Raw genomic sequence first — 20,187 nt, 5'->3', positions numbered from 1 at the left:
TTTTTCAAAGGTTGGCGGAAAATAAAGTAGTGGACTGTTGACTCTTCCCGATGTTCTCAAGACTTAGATGTGAATATAACCGGAATTTTTAATTGTCTTTGTTATTGGCCATGCCAATGATAAAAGTCTGACATCAGAAATTATTGGTAATATTTTTATTCTGTACAAACAAGGTATCTAAACTGTACTTTCCATAGCCATACAATAGTAACACCAACAATAGGATAATATAATATAAATTAATTTCAAATCCGTCATTTTTTGCACTGAATCCATTACCGATATGTACAGTGAAAATTGCAACAAGCATAATGAAAATTAAAAAGACAGAAGTCCATCTTACCCATAATCCTATGAATAAGAAAACGGCACCAGCGATTTCTATACCTGCAGAAAGGTATGTATTGAGTGTAGGAACTGGAATGCCTACGCTCTGAAACCAGTCGGCATTTGCAGAGATATCTTGTAATTTCATAAGCCCTGCTGAAAAAAAAGCATAAGCTAGTATCAACCTTATAACTAGCAGCAATATATTCGTTGAAGTCAATTTCATATTTGTAATTTATTCTATACAAAATTAAAGGTTCATTATTGGAAAATATTGCTTTTACTGTAGAATCAAATCTGTGCTTATTGTCAATTTAATTCTATAATGAAAGGGATTCTACCCAGACGGAGTATAATACCGATTACACATTATTATTTGTAAAAAAATATCAGATTTACATTTAAAATATTCCGGTAATTGCCCGAAATATCAAACGTTAAAGAATAATAAAATAGAGGCTGGCCCGTTTAAATAATATAAAATCCGTAAATTTGGGTTAATTCAAAAAGAAAAAAATGAAAAATCTTTTTTTAAGTATATGTACTGCAGCAGTTTTGGCTTCTTGTGGAACAATGACAAGTCCCTCTGCTTCTAAGGTAGGAAAAGCACAGCCTGCTCTTGCTAATACGAAATGGGTGTTGGCGGAAAATGTAAAAGGTAAAATTCCAACGTTGAATATTGAAGGAGAAAAGATCACAGGAAATGCCGGATGCAACAATTATTTCGGAACAGCTAACGTAGATCCTTCTACAGGTGGTTTCTCTGCAGGACAGATGGGTTCTACAAAAATGATGTGCAATAACATTGGTGTGGAACAAAACTTTATAGATATGATGGGAAAAGCAAACAAATATGTCATTTCCGGAAACATCTTAGAATTGTATAAAGACAATCTTTTATTATTGAAATTTAATAAAGCGGAATAAAAAAACAAAAGGAACTCCTTGGAGTTCCTTTTTTATGTTTAGATTGTTATTAATCTTCCTCTTCTTCGTCGTACTTAGCCAACTCTTCGTCGCACCATTTGAACGCTGCTTCTACTACTTTAGTAGCCTCGTCTGCCATAGTTTCTTCATCGTCCCCTTCAAGATCATCTAACCACTCAACTTCTTCTTCCTCAACGTTTAAGATAAATCTTGGATATTCTGTATGAACTACGAATAAATCTTCTGGAAATTCCGAATTATCTGCTAATAAAAACTTTGGTAATTTCATTTTTTTAATGTTTTAACTTGTTCAAAGATAAATAAAATTATTGACTTTAAATTATTTCAAAAACATTTTTGAAACTTTTTCAGCTTTTTTGCTTTCAGAATAATCATAGAATCCTTCTCCTGATTTTACACCCAGTTTTCCGGCTGTTACCATGTTTACAAGCAAAGGGTTCGGTGCGTATTTCGGATTTTTGAAACCATCATACATCACGTTCAGGATAGCAAGACATACATCAAGACCAATAAAGTCTGCCAATTGTAGTGGACCCATCGGGTGTGCCATTCCCAGTTTCATTACCGTGTCAATTTCCTCTACACCCGCTACACCATTGTAAAGTGTTTCAATAGATTCGTTAATCATCGGCATTAAGATTCTGTTCGCTACAAAACCAGGATAGTCATTCACCTCTACAGGTACTTTTCCTAATGTTTTGCTCATTTCATAAACCGCATCAAAAGTTTCTTTAGAAGTAGAATATCCTTTGATAATTTCAACCAGCTTCATAATAGGAACCGGATTCATAAAGTGCATTCCGATCACTTTATCGGCTCTTTTAGTTGCTGCCGCAATTTTAGTGATAGAAATAGAAGATGTATTGGTTGCCAGAATACAGCCTGCAGGAGCAAGCTCATCCATCTGACCAAAGATTTTTAATTTAAGATCCAGATTTTCAGTAGCTGCTTCTACAATAAGATCAGCCGTTCCTGCTGCATCGTTAAGACTTGTAAAAGTTGTAATGTTTCCTAAAGTTTCTGCCTTTTGCGCTTCAGTCAGGTTTCCCTTTGCAATTATTCTGTCAAGATTCGTAGTAATGGTTTTTAGTCCTCTGTCTAAAGCTTCCTGAGATACATCTACCAGATTTACTTTAAAACCGCTTTGTGCAAATGTATGTGCAATACCATTCCCCATGGTTCCCGCTCCGATAACTACAATGTTTTTGATCATTTTCCTTTATTTTTTATAGATAGTTAGATTTTTAGTGTCAAGATCTGTATGGTGTACGACAACTGCCGAATCAAAGTTCACCATACCGCTGCTGTTTTGTGCTCTCTTATTGTTCTGGTTGGAAACAGTAGCATACAGCCCGCGTATAAGACGACTTTTCTGATTTTTGGTAAGCGCATCGGTCGCTACATATACATTAAATTCGCCCTCTCTGCCTAAACCGTTTTGTACCAGAATTTCCATTGATCTGATCTGGTTCTTTTTCTTAAACTCTTTCAGATAGCTCATGACCGGCTTGTCTGACGGAGGACCACAGCAAATACTTGCGTAGCCGATTTGTAAATAGTTCTGATTCTTTTGTGAATAAAAGAATGTGAAACAAAATATACTCAGTGTTAATACTATTTTTTTCATTGCTAAAAAGATTGAAAAATAAGCTCAATTCTCTGCTTTAAAATTAAGCTTAATATTTTACTTATTAAAATAATCCCAGACCGCTTTCGAAATATCGGAAACCATTCTGGTATTTACCTTTTCAGTTTCTGTGGAATTGCTTATAAATACGGCAATTGCGTAATGCTTTCCATTAGGAAGGGTAATGATTCCCATGTCATTTTCCGCGACAGTAAGAACATTGTCCGGTTTTCCGGAAGACCCTGTTTTATGAGCAACAGGAGTACCCGGAGGTAATTGTTCGACAATTTTATTGGTTCCTGTTGTGGTTTTGATCATAGTCTGCATCAGGAAATCCGTAGATTTTTTTGAAAGGAGCTGGCCATCGTAGAATTTTTTCAGAAGTTCAACACTGGAGTTGGTCGTACTATAATTTCCATATTGGGTTTTCCAGTCCCTGTGCATATCATCTTCATTATATTTGATCTGAAGATCTTTGACGCCTTTGGAATTCATGAAGTTTTGAACGGTCTTTGGGCCTCCGATCAGTCTCAGAAGAAAATCGCAGGTGTTATTATCGCTTTGGGCAACAGTATAGCGGATAATTTCTCCCAGAGAAAGTTCAATATTTCCTTCAGGGTATTTTTCGCGAAGCGGAGACCACGTATTATCCGGTAAATCTGATTTTTTTATTAAAAACCTCTGATCAGTTGAGAGTTTTCCCTTGTCTGCGATATCCAGTACGGCACAGGCTAAATGAAACTTAAAAACACTGAGCAAAGGAAGTTTTTTATCCCCGTTTTTATAGTATCTGAAATGATCCTCAAATCCTAAAACAGAGACTCCCACTGTCGCTTTTTTATCTTGTACGATAGCGTTGATTTTTTGTTCTAATGCTGATTTTTGTGAAAAAGCAAATACAGAAATTAAAACAAATAGAAAAGTTATTTTTTTCATAGTGATAAGGTTAAAAAAAGACCCCTTTTAAAGACTAAAAGGGATCTGCAATTTAAGATAATTATTACTATTTTATTTCAAAATAATTCAGATTCACACCGTCATTTTCAAAAAAGATTCTGATTTTATTTTCTCCTTTTTTCAAAGGGATATTTTTAACTGAAAGTGTTTTCCAGCTTTCATTTTTTCCGGTAGCATCTAAAGGAACACCAGCCAGCAATTCTCCTGAAGAGGTTTCCAGTCTTATTTTGGAAGTACTGGGTGCTGAATATCGGATATCAAAAGTATATTTTTTATCTGCTGTGGAATTGATGGTATATTGGAGCCACTCACCGGTTTCAGTTTTTCCTACAAAATAGCGGTTGGTTATTTTATCATTACACAAATAAATATCAACCCCATCATTTCTCATCTGATGGCCGGAATTCCATTCCGACCTTTTTGCCGGATCACTTACCCAGAGATTAATAAAATCTTGATCCAGATAAGCAGAGCCCATTCTTCCCAGATCATATTCCGACGCAAATACCCTTCCCGGAGCTGAATGATTTTTAAAAGGTTTTGTAGAAGCATCGGTTACCTGTCTGAACATCGCGTCAATAACATCGTTTTTAATCTCCGTATTGCTGAATTTATAATGATCCGCAATCTGCATTAATGCTTTGTAAGCATATTCTCTGGCCGGCTTTTCGCTACCGTTTTTCCAGTAATTCAGTAATTTTTCATATTCAGGAGTAGTTTTCACATTAGCAATTCCTGCTGTATTATCGATTTTTTTCATGGGCCAGAATGCATAGCCGATATTGTGCTTGTCCAAAAGCTGAATGAGTTCCGTAAACCAGACATTGGAATTTTCGCCTGTTTCTCCCAGCCAGATGGGCATATTATATTTTTCTCTCAGATCCAGGGCATGTTTTATGGTTGCATCATCATTATAATTCCAGTATTTATGGAAGCTGAATGCCATATTGTTGTCCCAGATCGGAATCAGTCCGTTATAATTATTTCCCCATCCGTTTCCTTCGATAAATAGGATATGCTTGTTGTCTACCTCACGGATTGCCGTCGTGATCTCTTTCTGCAATTTCCATAACGGGGAATTAGACATTTCATCAGTTCCGTTCGGGTTTTTCCCTGTAAAATTAATATTGGGTTCGTTGATCAGATCATAGCCTCCGATCCAGGGACTGTCTTTATATCTTTGAGCCAGTTTTTTCCAGAGTGCAACTGTTTTTTTCTGGTTGTCCTCATTTTCCCACAATGAGGGCTTGCTTTTATCGTTATCAGAGATATTGACATCATTTCCCTGTCCTCCCGGAGCGGCATGTAAATCCAGGATCAGGTATATTTTATTGTCAGCACACCATTGCAGCAAATCATCCGTCATTTTAAAACCTTCTTCCAGCCATGTATTTTGCCCTTTTACCGGCTCTTTTTCAATCGGAAGGGTGTATAAATTATAGTGCATCGGAAGTCTTATGGAATTGAATCCTGCCTTGGCCAGAAAATCGATATCCTGTCTGGTGATTCCGTTTTTGAGGTAAGCTCTATAGAATTCGTTCATACCATCCTGACCAATGAGCTCGGCTATTTTTTCCTTGATCTTATACTGAGGACCTGCAAAATCTGCTGTTTTCAGCATATATCCTTCCTGAAGCATCCAGCCTCCAAGCCCAAGACCTCTCAGCTGAATATTTTCGCCTTTATCATTAACAATTTTTTGTCCGGAAGTTTTTAATAATTGTGATGTCCCAAATTGAGACAATAATACTGCGGATAATAGGATGGCTCTTTTCATAGTTGTTTTATGGTTTTTAAATAATGGAAGTTGTGTTAGGATTTAATCATAATGAATGGTGACATCATAAGACGAGTCTATGTTCAGACCGTTTATTTTGCCGGGAATCCATTGGGTATGTAAAACAAAATTTTTCAATTGTTTATTGAATTGTTTTTCAAATATATTGTTTTTTTTGTTTTAGAACTGACTTTCAAATGATAAATCTCTGATTTTAATATTTCAAAAGGATAAAAAGGAAAAAAGAAAAAATAATACTGGGTTCTGATTCAGGATTATTAAATATATGTCATAAAAAAGAAGTTAGATATCAGAGGTCATGTTTTTCTAACTTCTACTATCTAACTTCTGCTATCTAAACACTAAAGGTTTTCCTTAGCTGATAAGTCTCATAATTTCTAAAGCGACTTTTAATGCTTCTGTTCCGTCTTCAAGAGAAACTTCTACATTTTTACCGTCTGTAATTGCATCTGCGAAAGAATTTAATTCATCCAGAATCGCATTGTTGGGTTCGATATTCGGGTATTCAAAGAGGATCTGATTTTTCTCTCCGTCAGCATTTTCAATAATCATATCAAATGGAGTAGGGTTTTCAGGAGCATCCTTCATTCTGATTACTTCCGCTTTTTTCTCCAGGAAATCTACAGAGATATAGGCATCTTTCTGGAAAAATCTGCTTTTTCTCATTGCCTTCATAGAAATTCTTGAAGTGGTAAGATTGGCTACACATCCGTTTTCAAATTCTATTCTGGCATTGGCAATATCGGGAGTTTTACTTACTACACAAACACCACTTGCATGAATATTTTTTACTTTGGATTTAGCCATACTTAGCAGGATATCCAGATCATGTATCATAAGATCCAGTACCACTGAAACATCTGTACCACGGGGATTGAACTCTGCCAGTCGGTGGATTTCAATAAACATAGGGTTTTTGATGTATTCTTTAGTAGCAATAAAAGCCGGATTATATCTTTCAACGTGCCCTACCTGTGCCTTAATTCCGTTTTCCTGGCATAAACGTAAAATCTCTTCCGCCTGCTCAAGGGTCTGGGTAACAGGTTTTTCAATGAAAAAATGCAGCCCTTTCTCAATCGCCTTTAAAGCGTAGTCATAATGATAAACCGTAGGAGTAACGATATCCAGCATATCAACCTGATCCAGCAATTCATCAAAATTCTCAAAATATTTATATCCGAATTCGGCTTCTAATTTTTTTCCGTTTTCAACATCTTTATCGTGGAAACCTACCAACTCATATTTATCTGACTGATTAAGAAGTCTTAAATGTATTTTTCCTAAATGTCCGGCACCTACCAAACCTGCTTTTAACATAGCTGTATTAAATTTTTGTAAAGATAATCATTGTAGACTTATAATAATGTATGACTTTATATGACTTTCCAGAGTTTCAAAAAAAAATATTTATCAATCCGCTGAATTATATTAAATTCGCGGTTCAAAAATAAAACCATGAAAAAATTAAGCACACTATTGTTCTGCTCAGGACTGTTCTTTTTAATGAATTGTTCAGGGTCAGGAGGAAGTGACGAGAGGGATAGTTCAAATCCTAACAATTCAAAAGCAAACAGCTGCCCAAATGTAAACGGCTTCCAGGTTTCCCAAAATGCCGGATCCATGCAGTTTACCATCAACTCAGATTTAGCCGGACCTTATGAAATCAGTTATGGGCAGACCGGAGGTTTTACCCCCGGATATGGAAATTCTTTCGTTGTCAATGAGAAAACGTTTACTAAAAACATAGATGACCAGAGTGGAGGCCTTCATCTTGAAGCCGGTAAATCTTATACTTTTGCCGTAAGAAGATATTGCTCATCAATGTCCCAAAGTGACTGGGGGTTTGAAAGAAACCTGACAACCTCGGGAAATTATTGCAAAACTCCTTACGAACTTAAAGTTGAAGATTATCTTTATAACAAAATTGAATGGAAAGTTTCAAATTACCAGCTGGGATCTGCTCCTGTTAAGTATGAAGTTCAGTACGGACTTCAGGGCTATAGTCCGGGAAGCGGGGTAACGGTAGAAACTACCAACACATCATATAATGCGCCGTTTGTTGCCGGAAAAGCATATGATATTTATGTAAGAGCATATTGCTCAGGAAGTTTAGGATGGGGGAGCTGGGTAGGACCTGTATCTTTTACAGCGTCTAATACCACAGCCTGTGTTGCTCCTACATATGCTAATTTTTCCGTAGTTTCAAGCAATTCTACTTCTTTTACGCCTAATGTTACCTGGGATAATGACGGGATTTCTTCCTATGATTATTCCCTGTCTTACAATTCTGGGATTCCGACACAGACAACAACAGTTTCTGCACAGGGGCTCGGAGGAATTACTTTTACCAATTTAAGTAAGAGTACCAATTATTATTTTTATGTAAGAAAAAGATGTTCGGGAAATACGACAACTGGTTTTTTCGGACCTTTTTTAGTAAGGTATAATTAATATTTTTTAATCTGAAGAAATGAAGCTGCCCAAAAAGGCAGCTTTTTTTATGGATAAAGTGTTTTGTGGATAATTCTTTCTTTTATTCCCTGAAATCTAAATTCTAATTTATTACTTTTGTCAAATGCAGGATTCGTTTGTACATAAAGGAAAAAGAAAGATTTTAGTTGATTATCTTCGACAGAGAATTGGAATTTCGGATGAAAATGTACTTCGGGCAATGAGTGAAGTTCCGAGACACCTTTTCATTGAAAGTATTTTTGAAGATTTTGCCTACGAAGACCGGGCTTTCCCGATTCTGGCACATCAGACCATTTCCCATCCTTCAACAGTTGCAGAGCAATCTGAACTGCTGCAGGTAAAACCGGGGGAAAAAGTACTGGAAATCGGAACGGGATGCGGGTATCAGACTGCAGTATTACTGGCTATGAAAGCCTTGGTTTTTACAGTGGAAAGACAAAAAGACCTTTTTGATTTCTCGAAGAATAAATTAAGAGAACTCCACCTATTTCCAAAATTTCAGAGTTTTGGAGATGGTTTTGCCGGCCTCCCGACTTTTGCTCCTTTTGATAAAATCATTGTAACCTGCGGTGCATCTACTTTACCCACCGAGCTGTTAAAACAACTGAATGTAGGAGGAAAAATGGTGATCCCATTAGGGCCCACGGATGAGCAGGTTTTATACAGGTTTACGAAGGTAGGTCCTACGGAATTCGAAAAAGAAGAATTCGGAGCCTATAAATTTGTGCCAATGCTGGGAAGCACTAATCAGTAAAACTAACGGAACTGGTCTCAGATACCAGTTCTTCAGGAATATAAATTAATCATAAAAAAAAACGGACTTTAGTCCGTTTTTTTTATGGATTAAATCCATAAAACTTTAGTTAAAATTTAAAATATTTTAACTCCCTTTCGGAATGAAAATTGGACTTTCCTATCAGCAAACCCACTTAAAATATTATGATTATGGATACGAATAGATTCAAGTCATCCCATGACTTTAGTAATGTTCAGAAGAATTTGCATAATAATCCGGGATATACTGTAGAAAGCTATTCTCAGCAGGTAAAGGATTATATCAATGAGATGAAAGGCAAGAACCAGGAAGCTACCAAACAGGGATTTATGAGTCATGCCCAGAAGTCGGCAAAGGAAGTTTGGGACGAAATGCAGGAAATGGCTTCCGAAGCCTGGGAGAAAAACAAAAAACACTCAGATGAAAAGAAATAATTTTTAATATTAAAGTTAGAACCTTACTTTTGAAAGAGTAGGGTTTTTTATTCAACCTTATTAATGATATAATGAAAGTTTTCGTAAACAAAAAGATTCCGGAAATTGGAATCGAGATTCTTAAAAAAGAAGGACTGGAAGTTATCTTTCCTGAAAATGAACCTCTTTCTCATGATGAGTGGCTAAAGTATTGTCAGACCGCAGATGCCATTCTGAGTATTGGTAATGACTTTAAATATAATAAGGAATTCTTTGATGCATGCCCGAATATCAAAGCAATTGCTCTGTATTCCGTAGGTTTTGATCATGTAGATATAAAAGAAGCTACTGAGAGGAATATTCCCGTAGGAAATACACCGGATGTTTTAAGCAGGGCGACTTCGGATGTTGCCTTTTTATTAATGCAGTCGGTAGCCAGAAGAACAAGTTATAATTTTCAGAAAGTAAAAGATGGAAACTGGGGCGCTTTTGATCCTTTACACGCTTTAGGACAGGAGCTTTACGGAAAAACCATCGGAATCTTCGGACTGGGAAGAATCGGATTTGAAATGGCTAAAAAATCGCAAAGCGCTTTTAGTATGAATATTATCTATCATAACCGCCGTAGAAATGAAGAAGCTGAAAAAGAACTGAATGCTGCATATGTTTCATTCGAAGAATTAGTCAAAGATTCAGATGTGTTAAGTGTGCATGCCAATTTTACGGCTGAACAAAAGGATCTTTTTAATGAAAAAATCTTTGAAAAAATGAAACCTGATGCTATTTTTATCAATACGGCAAGAGGAGGTTTTCATGATGAAAAGGCCCTGTATAAAGCCTTAACGGAAAGAAAGATCTGGGGTGCCGGTCTGGATGTTACCAATCCTGAGCCGATGTTGAAAGATAATCCTATCCTGGAGCTTTCCAATGTATGTGTGTTGCCACATATCGGTTCTGCCACCATTGAAGCCAGAAGCGGAATGGCAAGACTTGCAGCAGAAAATATTGTAGCCGTCGCAAAAGGACAGAGAATGCCCAATTGTGCGAATCCTGAAGTTTATTCTCCTCATTAATGCCAGGTTGGAATTATTTTTGTTCTCTTATCCATAATCAAAATCTAAACATTATGTCACCTGATAACAATATTAATGAACAAAACAGAAGATTGGAACGTATGGATTATGATTCCAGCGAAGATATATTTAAAAGAGAAAAACATATTCCGCTGGATGGAGACGGAAATCCTATTTTCGATGAAGATCCGGAAGAAGATAATATAGATAAAGGACTCGATATTCCCGGAACAGAATATGATGATGAAATGGAAGAAATAGGGGAAGAAGATGAGGAGAATAATTATTGGAGCCTCAGTGATAATGAGGATGATCATGAAGAAGAAAATGACGATGTCTTAACATAAAAGATACCCCTTTTATATACCAACCTTACTGATTCTCAGTGAGGTTTTTTTATTGTTGAAATGGATTGGCATTCCAGGGCTTTTACATAAAAATCAACAATATAATTAGCGATAATTCTTTGTCTGTCGATACTATTTTATCGGTTTGATAATCAGTTTTTTGCCTTTTCAGTATTTGTGCTTGCTGCTTTTCCTTTCTTTAGTTGCCTATTTTTTATAATTTGAATATCTTTAAAACTTCAAACATTGTTTAAACATAGAACTTTAAATAGCAATATGACTTTTCAAGAACAAATACAACAGGGTATTCCAGGTCAGTTACCACTGGCAAAACCATACGAAACCAATATCAACCATGCTCCGAAACGTAAAGAGATTTTAGGAGAAGAAGAAAAAAAACTGGCGTTAAAGAATGCTTTGCGTTATTTTGAACCTCAGTTTCATGCAGAACTGATTCCTGAATTTAAGCAGGAACTGGAAGACTACGGAAGAATCTATATGTATCGTTTCCGTCCCGATTATGAGATGAAAGCGAGACCGATTACCGATTACCCGGGAAAGTCTGAGCAGGCTAAAGCCATTATGCTGATGATTCAGAATAATCTGGACTATGCAGTGGCACAACATCCTCACGAACTGATTACCTACGGTGGAAATGGTGCCGTATTCTCCAACTGGGCACAATATCTTCTTACCATGAAGTATTTATCGGAAATGACTGATGAGCAAACACTGGTGATGTATTCGGGACATCCGATGGGATTGTTTCCGTCGCATAAAGATGCTCCAAGAGTGGTAGTGACCAACGGAATGATGATCCCGAATTATTCCAAACCGGATGACTGGGAGAAATTCAATGCACTCGGAGTGACTCAATACGGGCAGATGACAGCCGGAAGTTATATGTATATAGGTCCACAGGGAATTGTTCACGGAACGACGATCACGGCATTAAATGCTTTCAGAAAAATAAATAAAGATCCTAAAGGCGGCCTTTTCGTAACTTCAGGGTTAGGCGGAATGAGCGGAGCTCAGCCCAAAGCAGGAAACATCGCAGGATGTGTTACTGTTTGTGCTGAGGTGAATCCGAAAATCACAAAAATCCGTCATGATCAGAAATGGGTCAATGAGATTTATGAAGATCTTGATCAGCTGGTAAAAAGAGTGAGAAAAGCCCGGGAGAATAAAGAAACCGTTTCTCTGGCTTATCTTGGAAATATTGTGGATGTCTGGGAAAAATTTGATCAGGAAGATCTGAGAATTGATATCGGTTCGGATCAGACTTCGCTTCACAATCCTTGGGCAGGCGGATATTATCCGGTAGATCAGACTTTCGAGGAGTCTAATCGGATGATGGCCGAAGATCCTGAACTATTCAAAGAAAAGGTACAGGAAACTTTAAAGAGACATGCCGCAGCCATCAATAAACATACAAAGAAAGGAACTTATTTCTTCGATTATGGAAATGCCTTCCTTTTGGAAGCTTCCAGAGCAGGAGCTGATGTAATGGCCGAAAACCCTACACTGGGAAGAGAATTTAAATATCCTAGCTATGTGCAGGATATCATGGGACCTATGTGTTTTGATTATGGCTTCGGACCTTTCCGTTGGGTATGTACAAGCGGAAAGCCTGAAGATCTGCAGAAAACAGATGATATTGCATGTGCAGTACTGGAAGAAATGATTAAAAACGCTCCGGAAGAAATCCAGCAGCAAATGAAAGATAATATCCAATGGATCAAAGGAGCTCAGGAAAATAAACTGGTGGTTGGTTCTCAGGCGAGAATTCTTTATGCAGATGCGGAAGGAAGAATGAAAATTGCAGAAGCATTTAATAAAGCCATTAAAAATGATGAAATAGGCCCTGTAGTACTGGGAAGAGATCACCATGATGTATCGGGAACAGATTCTCCTTACAGAGAAACCTCCAACATCTATGACGGTTCAAGGTTTACAGCAGATATGGCTATCCATAATGTGATTGGAGACAGCTTCCGTGGAGCAACATGGGTATCTATTCACAACGGCGGCGGCGTAGGCTGGGGTGAAGTAATCAACGGAGGTTTCGGAATGCTGCTGGATGGAAGCGATGATGCAGACAGAAGGCTGAAATCTATGCTATTCTGGGATGTCAACAACGGAATCTCAAGAAGAAGCTGGGCAAGAAATGAAGGTGCTATCTTTGCGATCAAAAGAGCAATGGAAATAGAACCTAATCTTAAGGTGACCCTTCCGAATCTTGTAGACGAGAATTTATTATAAATTATAAAACCCGGTTTTGGCAGGAATAAATAAAAAGCTGTTTTCACACCTTAATGTAGAGGATAGTGATCCCGTATGGGAAAAATTTGCCGAAATCCGATTTTCAAAGAAAAAAAGATTTCCGGATCATAATGCTTATCTTGTAGAAGAAGGGCTGGTCCGGAAATTTTATATCAGTACAACATCGGATATCGATACTGAAATCTGTGCTGAATTTTATTTTCCGGGCGATATTTTTACTGTGGAAGGAAATGAAGCCGTTTATGAATCTATCAGTAATGGTCTGGTTTGGAAAATTACCCTTGATGAGGTAAAGGAAATGTTTGCCGTAAATCCGGGATGTCGTTTCGTTCAGAATTATTACCTAAGCCGAAAACTGAATGCTGCCATGAAAAGAGAAATGCTTTTACTGAAAAATACCCCTCAGGATCTTTATGAGTATCTGTTAAAAAGCAAACCTCACTATATTCAGAATATCCCTTTAAAATATCTTGCTTCTTATATCGGGGTTACTCCTATCTCTCTAAGCAGAATCAGAAAAAGGATTATGTAAAGACTGAAAGCTTGAAAATGAGAAGTAGAAATCATTACGACTATATATCTTGCCGAGTGAAAGGCCTTTAAAATATTCAATTCAAGGGTATTGCGAACGCTGTGACAAAAATTTAATCATTAGTTACCTATAAATTTGCTTTCAATCGATTGAAGGCGCATACTCTTACCACTAACTTAGTCAGTGGTTCTGCCGCGTTTCTTTGTATCCTTAGATTTTGCAGGTTAGTAAATAAAAACGTTGCGGTAAAGAAATCCTATAATTTTTACCTATTCATCAAAACACAACAATCAGAAATTACAGGATGATGATTAACTTCCATCTTCATTCCTCATCTCCCCAACCTCATTAATTAACTTTTGTTTATTGACTGACCTTCCATAAGTTTTTTCCTTTGTCAAAAAAAAGAAATTATGGAAATACAAAAGTTAAATTGGGCAGGCATACAGCTAACCTCCAACAACAAAACCATCTTAATAGATGCGGCAGAAGATTTTTCTTATTACAAACCCGTTCTAGGGGATGCTGTGGAACAGGTAATGAAATTTTCAGATTATGTGCTGGCGGATTATATCCTGTTTACCCATTTACATTTAGATCATTTTGACAAAGGAGTTATTAAAAAATGTCTGAAAAGAGACGGAAAGCTGATTGTTTATTCAGAGTTGGAGGCATTGGTAAGAAAGTTAGTAGATGATGTTGAAATAATTTTTCTGAATCGGGATGAAACCTTCTCTGAAAACGGAATCACCTTCAAACCTGTATTTGCGATGGATGGAATAGGAGAGATTCAGTCTTCATGGATCGTGGAAGACGAAACAACAAAAATTTTTCACGGTGGCGATACCATCTGGCACAATCAATTCTGGAAACTGGGTAAGGAAAATGAGAATATAGACTATGCTTTTTTACCCGTAAACGGAGTTGTAGTGAATTTTGAGATCATAGGTTTGGAATACAGCCCGGTTCCTGCTTCTCTTGATTTGAAGGAAGCCATGGCAGCAGCTCATTTGCTTCATGCTAAAAAAATGATTCCTATACATTATGGATTGTTTGCTCATGAGAAATGTTATATTCCTCAGTTATTTGATGATCAGGATTTGAAAAATGTTTCAAAGGAAATAGGGCAGGAGTATGTGATTCTGAAAGATGGAGAAATACTGGTAGAATCTTAAACCATTTTAGTTCAGAACATCAATAGGAACGGACTTTATCCCGTTTCCTTGAACCAGTATTGCAATGGGCTTTAGCCCGATGCTATCGATAACCAAATGGCAGATATCCTGGTTTTGATATCCGCTTTCTTTTCTGCTGTAGTTGGACACATCTGTTGCAATGAAATCAGCAACTTGTTGTTGTGTGAAGCCTTTTCTTTTTCTTACACTGCGTAGTTTTTTTCTTTGCATGACTGTATTTTATATAAATATGCAAAATTTTACTTATCAAAAGAGGAGCTGTCCTGTTTTTATTGCCTTTAAATGATAGCCCTACACTTTTGTTTTATAAACAGGTAATAATTTTCTTTCCGGAGACATAAAGAAATTAAAAACAAACTATACTCAGCCGGATTATGGTTAGCCGTAAGGAGATCATTGGCAGGTGAAATACTTTTGTGAAATAAAAACAAAGTCTAGTATTTATGAAAAAAATAATCTTATCGGCAGCACTGATGACTACCGGCTTTATGATGGGGCAAATCACTCTTGAAAAAAATTTTAGTTCAGAAAATTTACAGGTTTATACCAACGCGGATGATACTTTTTATTACACTACAGGATATGATATCAGCCAGATAAAGATCTATAAGGCAGATTATACGATCTATAAACAGTTTACTCCGTCTGTGCCTGCAGGATACAATATGTTTGTAGATCAGTATAAGAACAATTTTATCTTGTCTAAAAATGTGTTTAATACGGATAATAATCTGGAAATTATAGTCACTTTTGAAAAATATAATACAACAACAAACCAAAGAGAATATATAATAAGAATTTATAGTGAAAATGGCGTCGTTTTACAGGAATTTGGCCCGAATTATTCTTTTAGTGATGAATATGACATCAATATTTATCATGATAATATCACGAATACCAATAAGCTGAGGATATTCAACCAGGGAACTAATTCGACTGAGATTTATAATTTACCCACAACAACGTTATCAGCAAAAGAAGTTCAGTCTAAAGGAAAGCTTTCGGCGTTTCCGATACCAGCCAATAAAACCCTGAATATTACGAATCCTGTGAATGGCAGTACTCTGGTAAATGTATATGATAGCAGCGGTAAGTTGGTTGTAAACAAATCTTTTAATAATGCAGACTATACTATTCGTATTGATGTGGAAGATCTCCCCAAAGGCACGTATATTTATAAAATCGGGAATATGAGCTCGAAATTTATCAAAAACTAATAAAAAAACCGGTTATAATACCGGTTTTTTTTATTTGATGAGTATAAAACTTATTTTTTAACAGCTGCAATGGCTGCTTCATAATTGGGTTCATGTGAGATGTCATCTACCTGCTCTTCATAAACAATATTTCCTGAAGGATCAATCACTACAACCGCTCTGCTAAGAAGTCCTTTCATGGGAGAGTCAATCATTTCCACTCCATAATTCCATCCGAAGTCGGAACGGAAATCTGAAAGCATCACCACATTGTCGATTCCTTCTGCACCGCAAAATCTTTTCTGGGCAAAAGGCAAATCTTTAGAAATGCAAAGAACCACGGTATTCGGAAGGCTTCCGGCTTCTTCATTAAAATGGTGTACGGATGCCGAACATACTCCCGTATCTACACTTGGGAAGATGTTTAAAATCACATATCTCCCTTTATAAGCTTCTAAAGTCTGATCATTCATATTAACATCCGTAAGGGTGAATTTGGGTGCCGGTTTATTAACTGCCGGTAACTTGGAATACGTACGTACAGGTTTCCCTTTCATCATAATGGTGTTGGCAGTCTTGGTATTCTGGGCAAAACCTAATGCCGAAAAGAAAAATAAAGTACTGAATATTACTTTTGAAAACATTGAAATTTATTTTTTGACAAAATTATTCTTTTTTCGTTTGCGGAGATTAATTTTAGATAGATTAAATCTATTCTGGAAGTAAAGCCGGATTTTTACAAAAACTGGTCATATTAATTTTCATTCAAACAGCTTCCAAATAGAGCAAATCTATTAAATCACTATTCTGAAAACCATTTTTTACATCTACCTTTATTCTACAAAAATTACATTCAAATTATTAAATTAAAAAACATGAATTCGAACAACACACCGTCATTTCAAGATATTTTTAAAAGTGAAAGTGAAATTCCTGAAGAATTTAAAGTACCGGAAATTCATCAGAGAGAATATTTACTGTATGGAGAACTGGTAGAATGGAAAGGAGATACGCAGGATATTTATTCTCCGGTCTGCATTCCTACAGAAAACGGACTGGAGAGAAAACTTCTGGGAAGTATCCCGAATATCGGTCCCGACGAAGCTATGGAAGTTCTTGAAGCCTGTGTCAAAGCATATGATAATGGATTGGGAGAATGGCCTACAATGTCTGTGGAAGGCCGAATCAGATGTATGCAGAAGTTTGTGTATCTTATGATTCAGCAGCGTGATCTGATTATCAGGCTGCTGATGTGGGAAATCGGAAAAACACGGGCTGACTCTACGAAAGAATTTGACCGCACGGTAGATTATATTAATCAGACCATTGATGCATTAAAGGATCTGGACAGAGAATCTTCCCGTTTTCAACAGGCAGAAGGAACTATTGCACAAATCAGAAGAGCTCCGTTGGGAGTTGTTTTAAGCATGGGGCCTTTTAACTATCCCTTAAATGAGATCTTTACCACGCTAATTCCGGCATTGATCATGGGGAATACCATTTTGTTTAAACTTCCCAAACATGGCGTTTTAGCTCATTACCCTCTGTTAAATGCTTTCAGGGAAGCTTTCCCGAAAGGCACTGTGAATACCCTTTATGGAAAAGGTTCGGAAATCATTACCCCGATTATGGAAAGTGGAAAAGTGAATGTGCTCGCTTTCATAGGCTCCAGTAAAGTAGCAAACGGACTGAAAAAACTTCATCCGAAAGTAAACCGTTTAAGAGCTATCTTAAGTCTGGATGCTAAAAATGCCGCCATTGTTACCAAAAACGCCAATCTGGATGTGGCAGTAAGCGAATGTATTCTGGGAGCACTTTCTTTCAACGGGCAACGATGTACGGCTTTGAAGCTGATTTTTGTTCAGAAAGAAGTTGCGTTGGAATTTACAGAAAAACTGAGTACAGCTGTTTCAGCCCTGAAACCCGGATTACCTTGGGAAAAAGATGTGAAAGTGACACCGCTTCCCGAAGTGAATAAACCACCTTATTTAAAAGAATGTATTGATGATGCATTGTCAAAAGGAGCCGCAGTTCTTAATAAAGACGGCGGATATACGGAAGCGTCTTTTGTATTTCCGGCGGTGGTGTACCCTGTCAACAGCGATATGAAGCTGTATCATGAAGAGCAGTTTGGGCCTGTGATTCCTGTAGTGCCGTTTGAAGATATTGATGAGCCGATAGAGTATCAGGTGAATGCTTCTCACGGAATGCAGGTAAGTATTTTTAGTGAAGATCCGGAAGAAGTTGCCCGACTGATTGATCCGTTTGTTAATTTAGTCAGCCGCGTCAATATCAATTGTCAGGCACAACGTGGGCCGGATGTTTTTCCTTTTACCGGAAGAAAAGACAGCGCAGAAGGAACGCTTTCTGTTTTTGATGCGCTCCGTTCATTTTCTATTAGGTCTTTAGTAGCCGCAAAACTCACGGATTCCAATAAAGAATTACTGAATACAATTGTAAGAGATCATGATTCCAATTTTTTAAGTACCGACTATATTTTCTAGCGTAGATTATGATCCTTATTTAACATAAAATAAAAATCCTTAATAAACTTCTCTGTTTTTTAAGGATTTTTTAAATTAATGGCTGGAATTTTAGTTTTTGTGTTATTAAAAAAGTGATGTTTTTATTAAAATGTTACTTTAAGGATTAGTGTGCCATCATGTATTCACCTGAAAAAGAATTTTTAGAGAAAATTGAAAAACATAAAGGTGTTATTTTCAAGATTTCTAAAATGTATATGGATAATAAGGATGATCAAAATGATCTCTATCAGGAGATCATTTATCAGGCCTGGAAGTCGTATGGGGATTTTCAGAAGAAGAGTGATTTTTCAACATGGCTCTACAGAACAGCTCTTAACACGGCCATTGTGTTTCTGAGAAGTGAAAAAAAACGTAGTTTTATACAGAAGAATCAGAATATCGATGGGCTAAGAGCTCAGCAGGAGCCTTATAATGATACGGATGATAAGAATATGAAGCTGATGTATGAGGCGATCCATCAGCTGAGCCCTATTGACAAAGCGCTGATCTTTTTCTTTCTGGAAGATTTTTCGGGAAAAGAAATTGCCAGACAATTGGGAATTACGGAAGTCAATGCAAGGGTAAAACTGAAAAGAGCAAAGGAGAAGCTGAAAGAGGTTATTGAGAAACTGAGAGCAAATTCAAATTAAAAACACAAACATGGAGTTAGAAAACTTTAAACAACTTTGGCATACAGACAACGGACAGGATCCTCCGGAGGTTTCTCTGGAAAAACAACGTGAAATTCATTCTCCGCTACAAATGCTGAAGATCAATATGGAAACTGAATTTTGGCTGATGATTGTGACATTACCGTTGCTGTTGTCCAGTTTTCCGTTTGCTTCTTCGGATTCAAATATCAGAATGATTTCAACCTTGGTGACCATTCTGACTATTGGTTTTATGGTCTATTTTTATTCCCGTTTCCTTAGTCTTTATAAACTGCTTCGGAAAAACAGTATCAATACCAATTATGATCTTTTTATCCTGAAAACACAACTTCTGATCTCAAAAGAAATTTATATTTCCTACTATATTGCCTATATCCCGCTTGCGTTTCTGCTATCCCTGATCAAGATTAATTTCCATTTTGATATGGCCTATAACCTTGCTATTTTCGGAATCAGTTTTTTCATCACCCTTTTATTAGTTTACTTTATCATTAAATACTGGATCTATTATATGTATGGCAGGTATATTGAGGATATTGTACAACTGGTGGATGAGCTGAACGGCATTGAAGGAACCCCTGAAAAAAAGAGACAGAAAAGGTCATGGTTTGAACGCTCTCAAAAGTTTTTCATGAATAAATTCGGAATAAAAGGAAATATCCTGAATACCGTGATATGGTTTGTTTCCGTTTATATATTTATTATTTTATTTCTGACGGTTGTTCTTTTTACCATCATTTTTATCGGAGCAAAATTAGATATCATTCATATTGATACACTGCTGAATGCTTTAGAAAGGCTCAATTAGCAGATTCAGCACCTTGAAAAATTAATTGTTTTTACCGCTTCAATACACTTCCCGAAAACTTTCGGGAAATTTTTTGTAAAAAAAATGTAACATTTTTGTTTTTTTTCTACTAACTGTGAAAATTATTATTTCGAGCTTGACCTATTTTTTATGAAAATAGCTATTGAGTAAGATTTTAAAAAAACGCACAATGAGGACCCGGCAGAATTTCTGTCGGGTTTTTTAGTTTTTTTAAGACT

General features: G+C 36.7%; 22 protein-coding genes. 13 read left to right on the top strand and 9 right to left on the bottom strand.

Annotated elements, in window-relative coordinates; genetic code table 11:
* Nucleotides 1-133 precede the first annotated feature (133 nt).
* Nucleotides 134-553 carry a DoxX family protein gene (locus tag JO178_RS19755; RefSeq protein WP_291939657.1) on the bottom strand — a complete coding sequence of 140 codons (420 nt, stop codon included), beginning with the start codon at nucleotides 551-553 and terminating at the stop codon, nucleotides 134-136.
* A 290-nt stretch (nucleotides 554-843) separates the two neighbouring features.
* On the opposite strand from JO178_RS19755, the gene JO178_RS19750 reads away from it, so the two are divergent.
* Nucleotides 844-1,254 carry an META domain-containing protein gene (locus JO178_RS19750; protein WP_291939656.1) on the top strand — a complete coding sequence of 137 codons (411 nt, stop codon included), beginning with the start codon at nucleotides 844-846 and terminating at the stop codon, nucleotides 1,252-1,254.
* A gap of 49 nt (nucleotides 1,255-1,303) precedes the next feature.
* Here the strand turns inward: JO178_RS19750 and JO178_RS19745 are convergent, their stop codons facing one another.
* From JO178_RS19745 to JO178_RS19720, 6 genes are all read right to left on the bottom strand, one after another.
* Entirely contained in the window at nucleotides 1,304-1,543 is a 240-nt protein-coding gene (locus tag JO178_RS19745; RefSeq protein WP_002977986.1) for a hypothetical protein, read from the bottom strand.
* Between the two features lie 51 nt (nucleotides 1,544-1,594).
* Nucleotides 1,595-2,485, bottom strand: a complete 891-nt coding sequence (locus JO178_RS19740; RefSeq protein WP_291939716.1) for a 3-hydroxybutyryl-CoA dehydrogenase — start codon at nucleotides 2,483-2,485, stop codon at nucleotides 1,595-1,597.
* Between the two features lie 9 nt (nucleotides 2,486-2,494).
* A complete protein-coding gene (locus JO178_RS19735; RefSeq protein ID WP_291939654.1) occupies nucleotides 2,495-2,902 on the bottom strand; it encodes a hypothetical protein in 408 nt (135 codons plus the stop codon).
* Between the two features lie 57 nt (nucleotides 2,903-2,959).
* On the bottom strand, nucleotides 2,960-3,838 hold the full coding sequence (gene bla-A / locus JO178_RS19730; protein ID WP_291939651.1) for a CGA/CIA family class A beta-lactamase: 879 nt from the start codon (nucleotides 3,836-3,838) through the stop codon (nucleotides 2,960-2,962).
* 67 nt (nucleotides 3,839-3,905) lie between these two features.
* A complete protein-coding gene (locus JO178_RS19725) occupies nucleotides 3,906-5,636 on the bottom strand; it encodes a cellulase family glycosylhydrolase (protein WP_291939648.1) in 1,731 nt (576 codons plus the stop codon).
* 375 nt (nucleotides 5,637-6,011) lie between these two features.
* Nucleotides 6,012-6,974, bottom strand: a complete 963-nt coding sequence (locus JO178_RS19720; protein WP_291939645.1) for a Gfo/Idh/MocA family oxidoreductase — start codon at nucleotides 6,972-6,974, stop codon at nucleotides 6,012-6,014.
* A gap of 138 nt (nucleotides 6,975-7,112) precedes the next feature.
* Between JO178_RS19720 and JO178_RS19715 the strand changes: the two genes are divergently transcribed.
* The 8 genes from JO178_RS19715 to JO178_RS19680 all read left to right on the top strand — a co-directional run bounded on the left by JO178_RS19715 (nucleotide 7,113) and on the right by JO178_RS19680 (nucleotide 14,727).
* Entirely contained in the window at nucleotides 7,113-8,108 is a 996-nt protein-coding gene (locus JO178_RS19715) for a fibronectin type III domain-containing protein (protein WP_291939642.1), read from the top strand.
* Nucleotides 8,109-8,232: 124 nt separating this feature from the next.
* Nucleotides 8,233-8,883, top strand: coding sequence for a protein-L-isoaspartate(D-aspartate) O-methyltransferase (locus tag JO178_RS19710; RefSeq protein WP_291939639.1), 651 nt, complete (start codon nucleotides 8,233-8,235; stop codon nucleotides 8,881-8,883).
* A gap of 191 nt (nucleotides 8,884-9,074) precedes the next feature.
* Nucleotides 9,075-9,338 carry a prevent-host-death protein gene (locus tag JO178_RS19705; protein ID WP_291939636.1) on the top strand — a complete coding sequence of 88 codons (264 nt, stop codon included), beginning with the start codon at nucleotides 9,075-9,077 and terminating at the stop codon, nucleotides 9,336-9,338.
* 71 nt (nucleotides 9,339-9,409) lie between these two features.
* Nucleotides 9,410-10,390, top strand: a complete 981-nt coding sequence (locus JO178_RS19700) for a D-glycerate dehydrogenase (RefSeq protein WP_291939634.1) — start codon at nucleotides 9,410-9,412, stop codon at nucleotides 10,388-10,390.
* A gap of 53 nt (nucleotides 10,391-10,443) precedes the next feature.
* Nucleotides 10,444-10,737: a hypothetical protein gene (locus JO178_RS19695; protein WP_291939631.1), complete on the top strand. Its 294-nt coding sequence runs from the start codon at nucleotides 10,444-10,446 to the stop codon at nucleotides 10,735-10,737.
* A gap of 276 nt (nucleotides 10,738-11,013) precedes the next feature.
* Nucleotides 11,014-12,999 (top strand): urocanate hydratase, encoded by a 1,986-nt coding sequence (locus tag JO178_RS19690; RefSeq protein WP_291939628.1) that lies wholly within the window; start codon nucleotides 11,014-11,016, stop codon nucleotides 12,997-12,999.
* Nucleotides 13,000-13,015: 16 nt separating this feature from the next.
* Nucleotides 13,016-13,552 (top strand): hypothetical protein, encoded by a 537-nt coding sequence (locus JO178_RS19685; RefSeq protein WP_291939627.1) that lies wholly within the window; start codon nucleotides 13,016-13,018, stop codon nucleotides 13,550-13,552.
* Between the two features lie 413 nt (nucleotides 13,553-13,965).
* Nucleotides 13,966-14,727 (top strand): MBL fold metallo-hydrolase, encoded by a 762-nt coding sequence (locus JO178_RS19680; RefSeq protein ID WP_291939624.1) that lies wholly within the window; start codon nucleotides 13,966-13,968, stop codon nucleotides 14,725-14,727.
* A gap of 6 nt (nucleotides 14,728-14,733) precedes the next feature.
* Here the strand turns inward: JO178_RS19680 and JO178_RS19675 are convergent, their stop codons facing one another.
* A complete protein-coding gene (locus JO178_RS19675; RefSeq protein ID WP_291939621.1) occupies nucleotides 14,734-14,958 on the bottom strand; it encodes a helix-turn-helix domain-containing protein in 225 nt (74 codons plus the stop codon).
* A gap of 233 nt (nucleotides 14,959-15,191) precedes the next feature.
* Here JO178_RS19675 and JO178_RS19670 point away from each other — a divergent pair, with 233 nt between their 5' ends.
* Entirely contained in the window at nucleotides 15,192-15,965 is a 774-nt protein-coding gene (locus tag JO178_RS19670) for a T9SS type A sorting domain-containing protein (protein WP_291939618.1), read from the top strand.
* A 50-nt stretch (nucleotides 15,966-16,015) separates the two neighbouring features.
* On the opposite strand, the gene tpx is transcribed toward JO178_RS19670, so the two are convergent.
* The gene (tpx, locus tag JO178_RS19665; protein ID WP_291939616.1) at nucleotides 16,016-16,588 is read right to left on the bottom strand and encodes a thiol peroxidase; all 573 of its coding nucleotides are present in this window, start codon (nucleotides 16,586-16,588) and stop codon (nucleotides 16,016-16,018) included.
* 231 nt (nucleotides 16,589-16,819) lie between these two features.
* Between tpx and JO178_RS19660 the strand changes: the two genes are divergently transcribed.
* The 3 genes from JO178_RS19660 (at nucleotide 16,820) to JO178_RS19650 (ending at nucleotide 19,948) form a co-directional block, all read left to right on the top strand.
* Nucleotides 16,820-18,448: an NADP-dependent glyceraldehyde-3-phosphate dehydrogenase gene (locus tag JO178_RS19660; protein WP_291939613.1), complete on the top strand. Its 1,629-nt coding sequence runs from the start codon at nucleotides 16,820-16,822 to the stop codon at nucleotides 18,446-18,448.
* Nucleotides 18,449-18,606: 158 nt separating this feature from the next.
* On the top strand, nucleotides 18,607-19,119 hold the full coding sequence (locus tag JO178_RS19655; RefSeq protein WP_291939611.1) for a sigma-70 family RNA polymerase sigma factor: 513 nt from the start codon (nucleotides 18,607-18,609) through the stop codon (nucleotides 19,117-19,119).
* Nucleotides 19,120-19,129: 10 nt separating this feature from the next.
* Nucleotides 19,130-19,948 carry a hypothetical protein gene (locus tag JO178_RS19650; protein WP_291939608.1) on the top strand — a complete coding sequence of 273 codons (819 nt, stop codon included), beginning with the start codon at nucleotides 19,130-19,132 and terminating at the stop codon, nucleotides 19,946-19,948.
* Nucleotides 19,949-20,187: the final 239 nt, after the last annotated feature.

It is taken from the genome of Chryseobacterium sp., assembly GCF_019236175.1.
Taxonomy (GTDB): domain Bacteria; phylum Bacteroidota; class Bacteroidia; order Flavobacteriales; family Weeksellaceae; genus Chryseobacterium.
The sequence above is the reverse complement of the archived record's forward strand: the minus strand, read 5'-3'. Positions and strand labels throughout refer to the sequence as shown.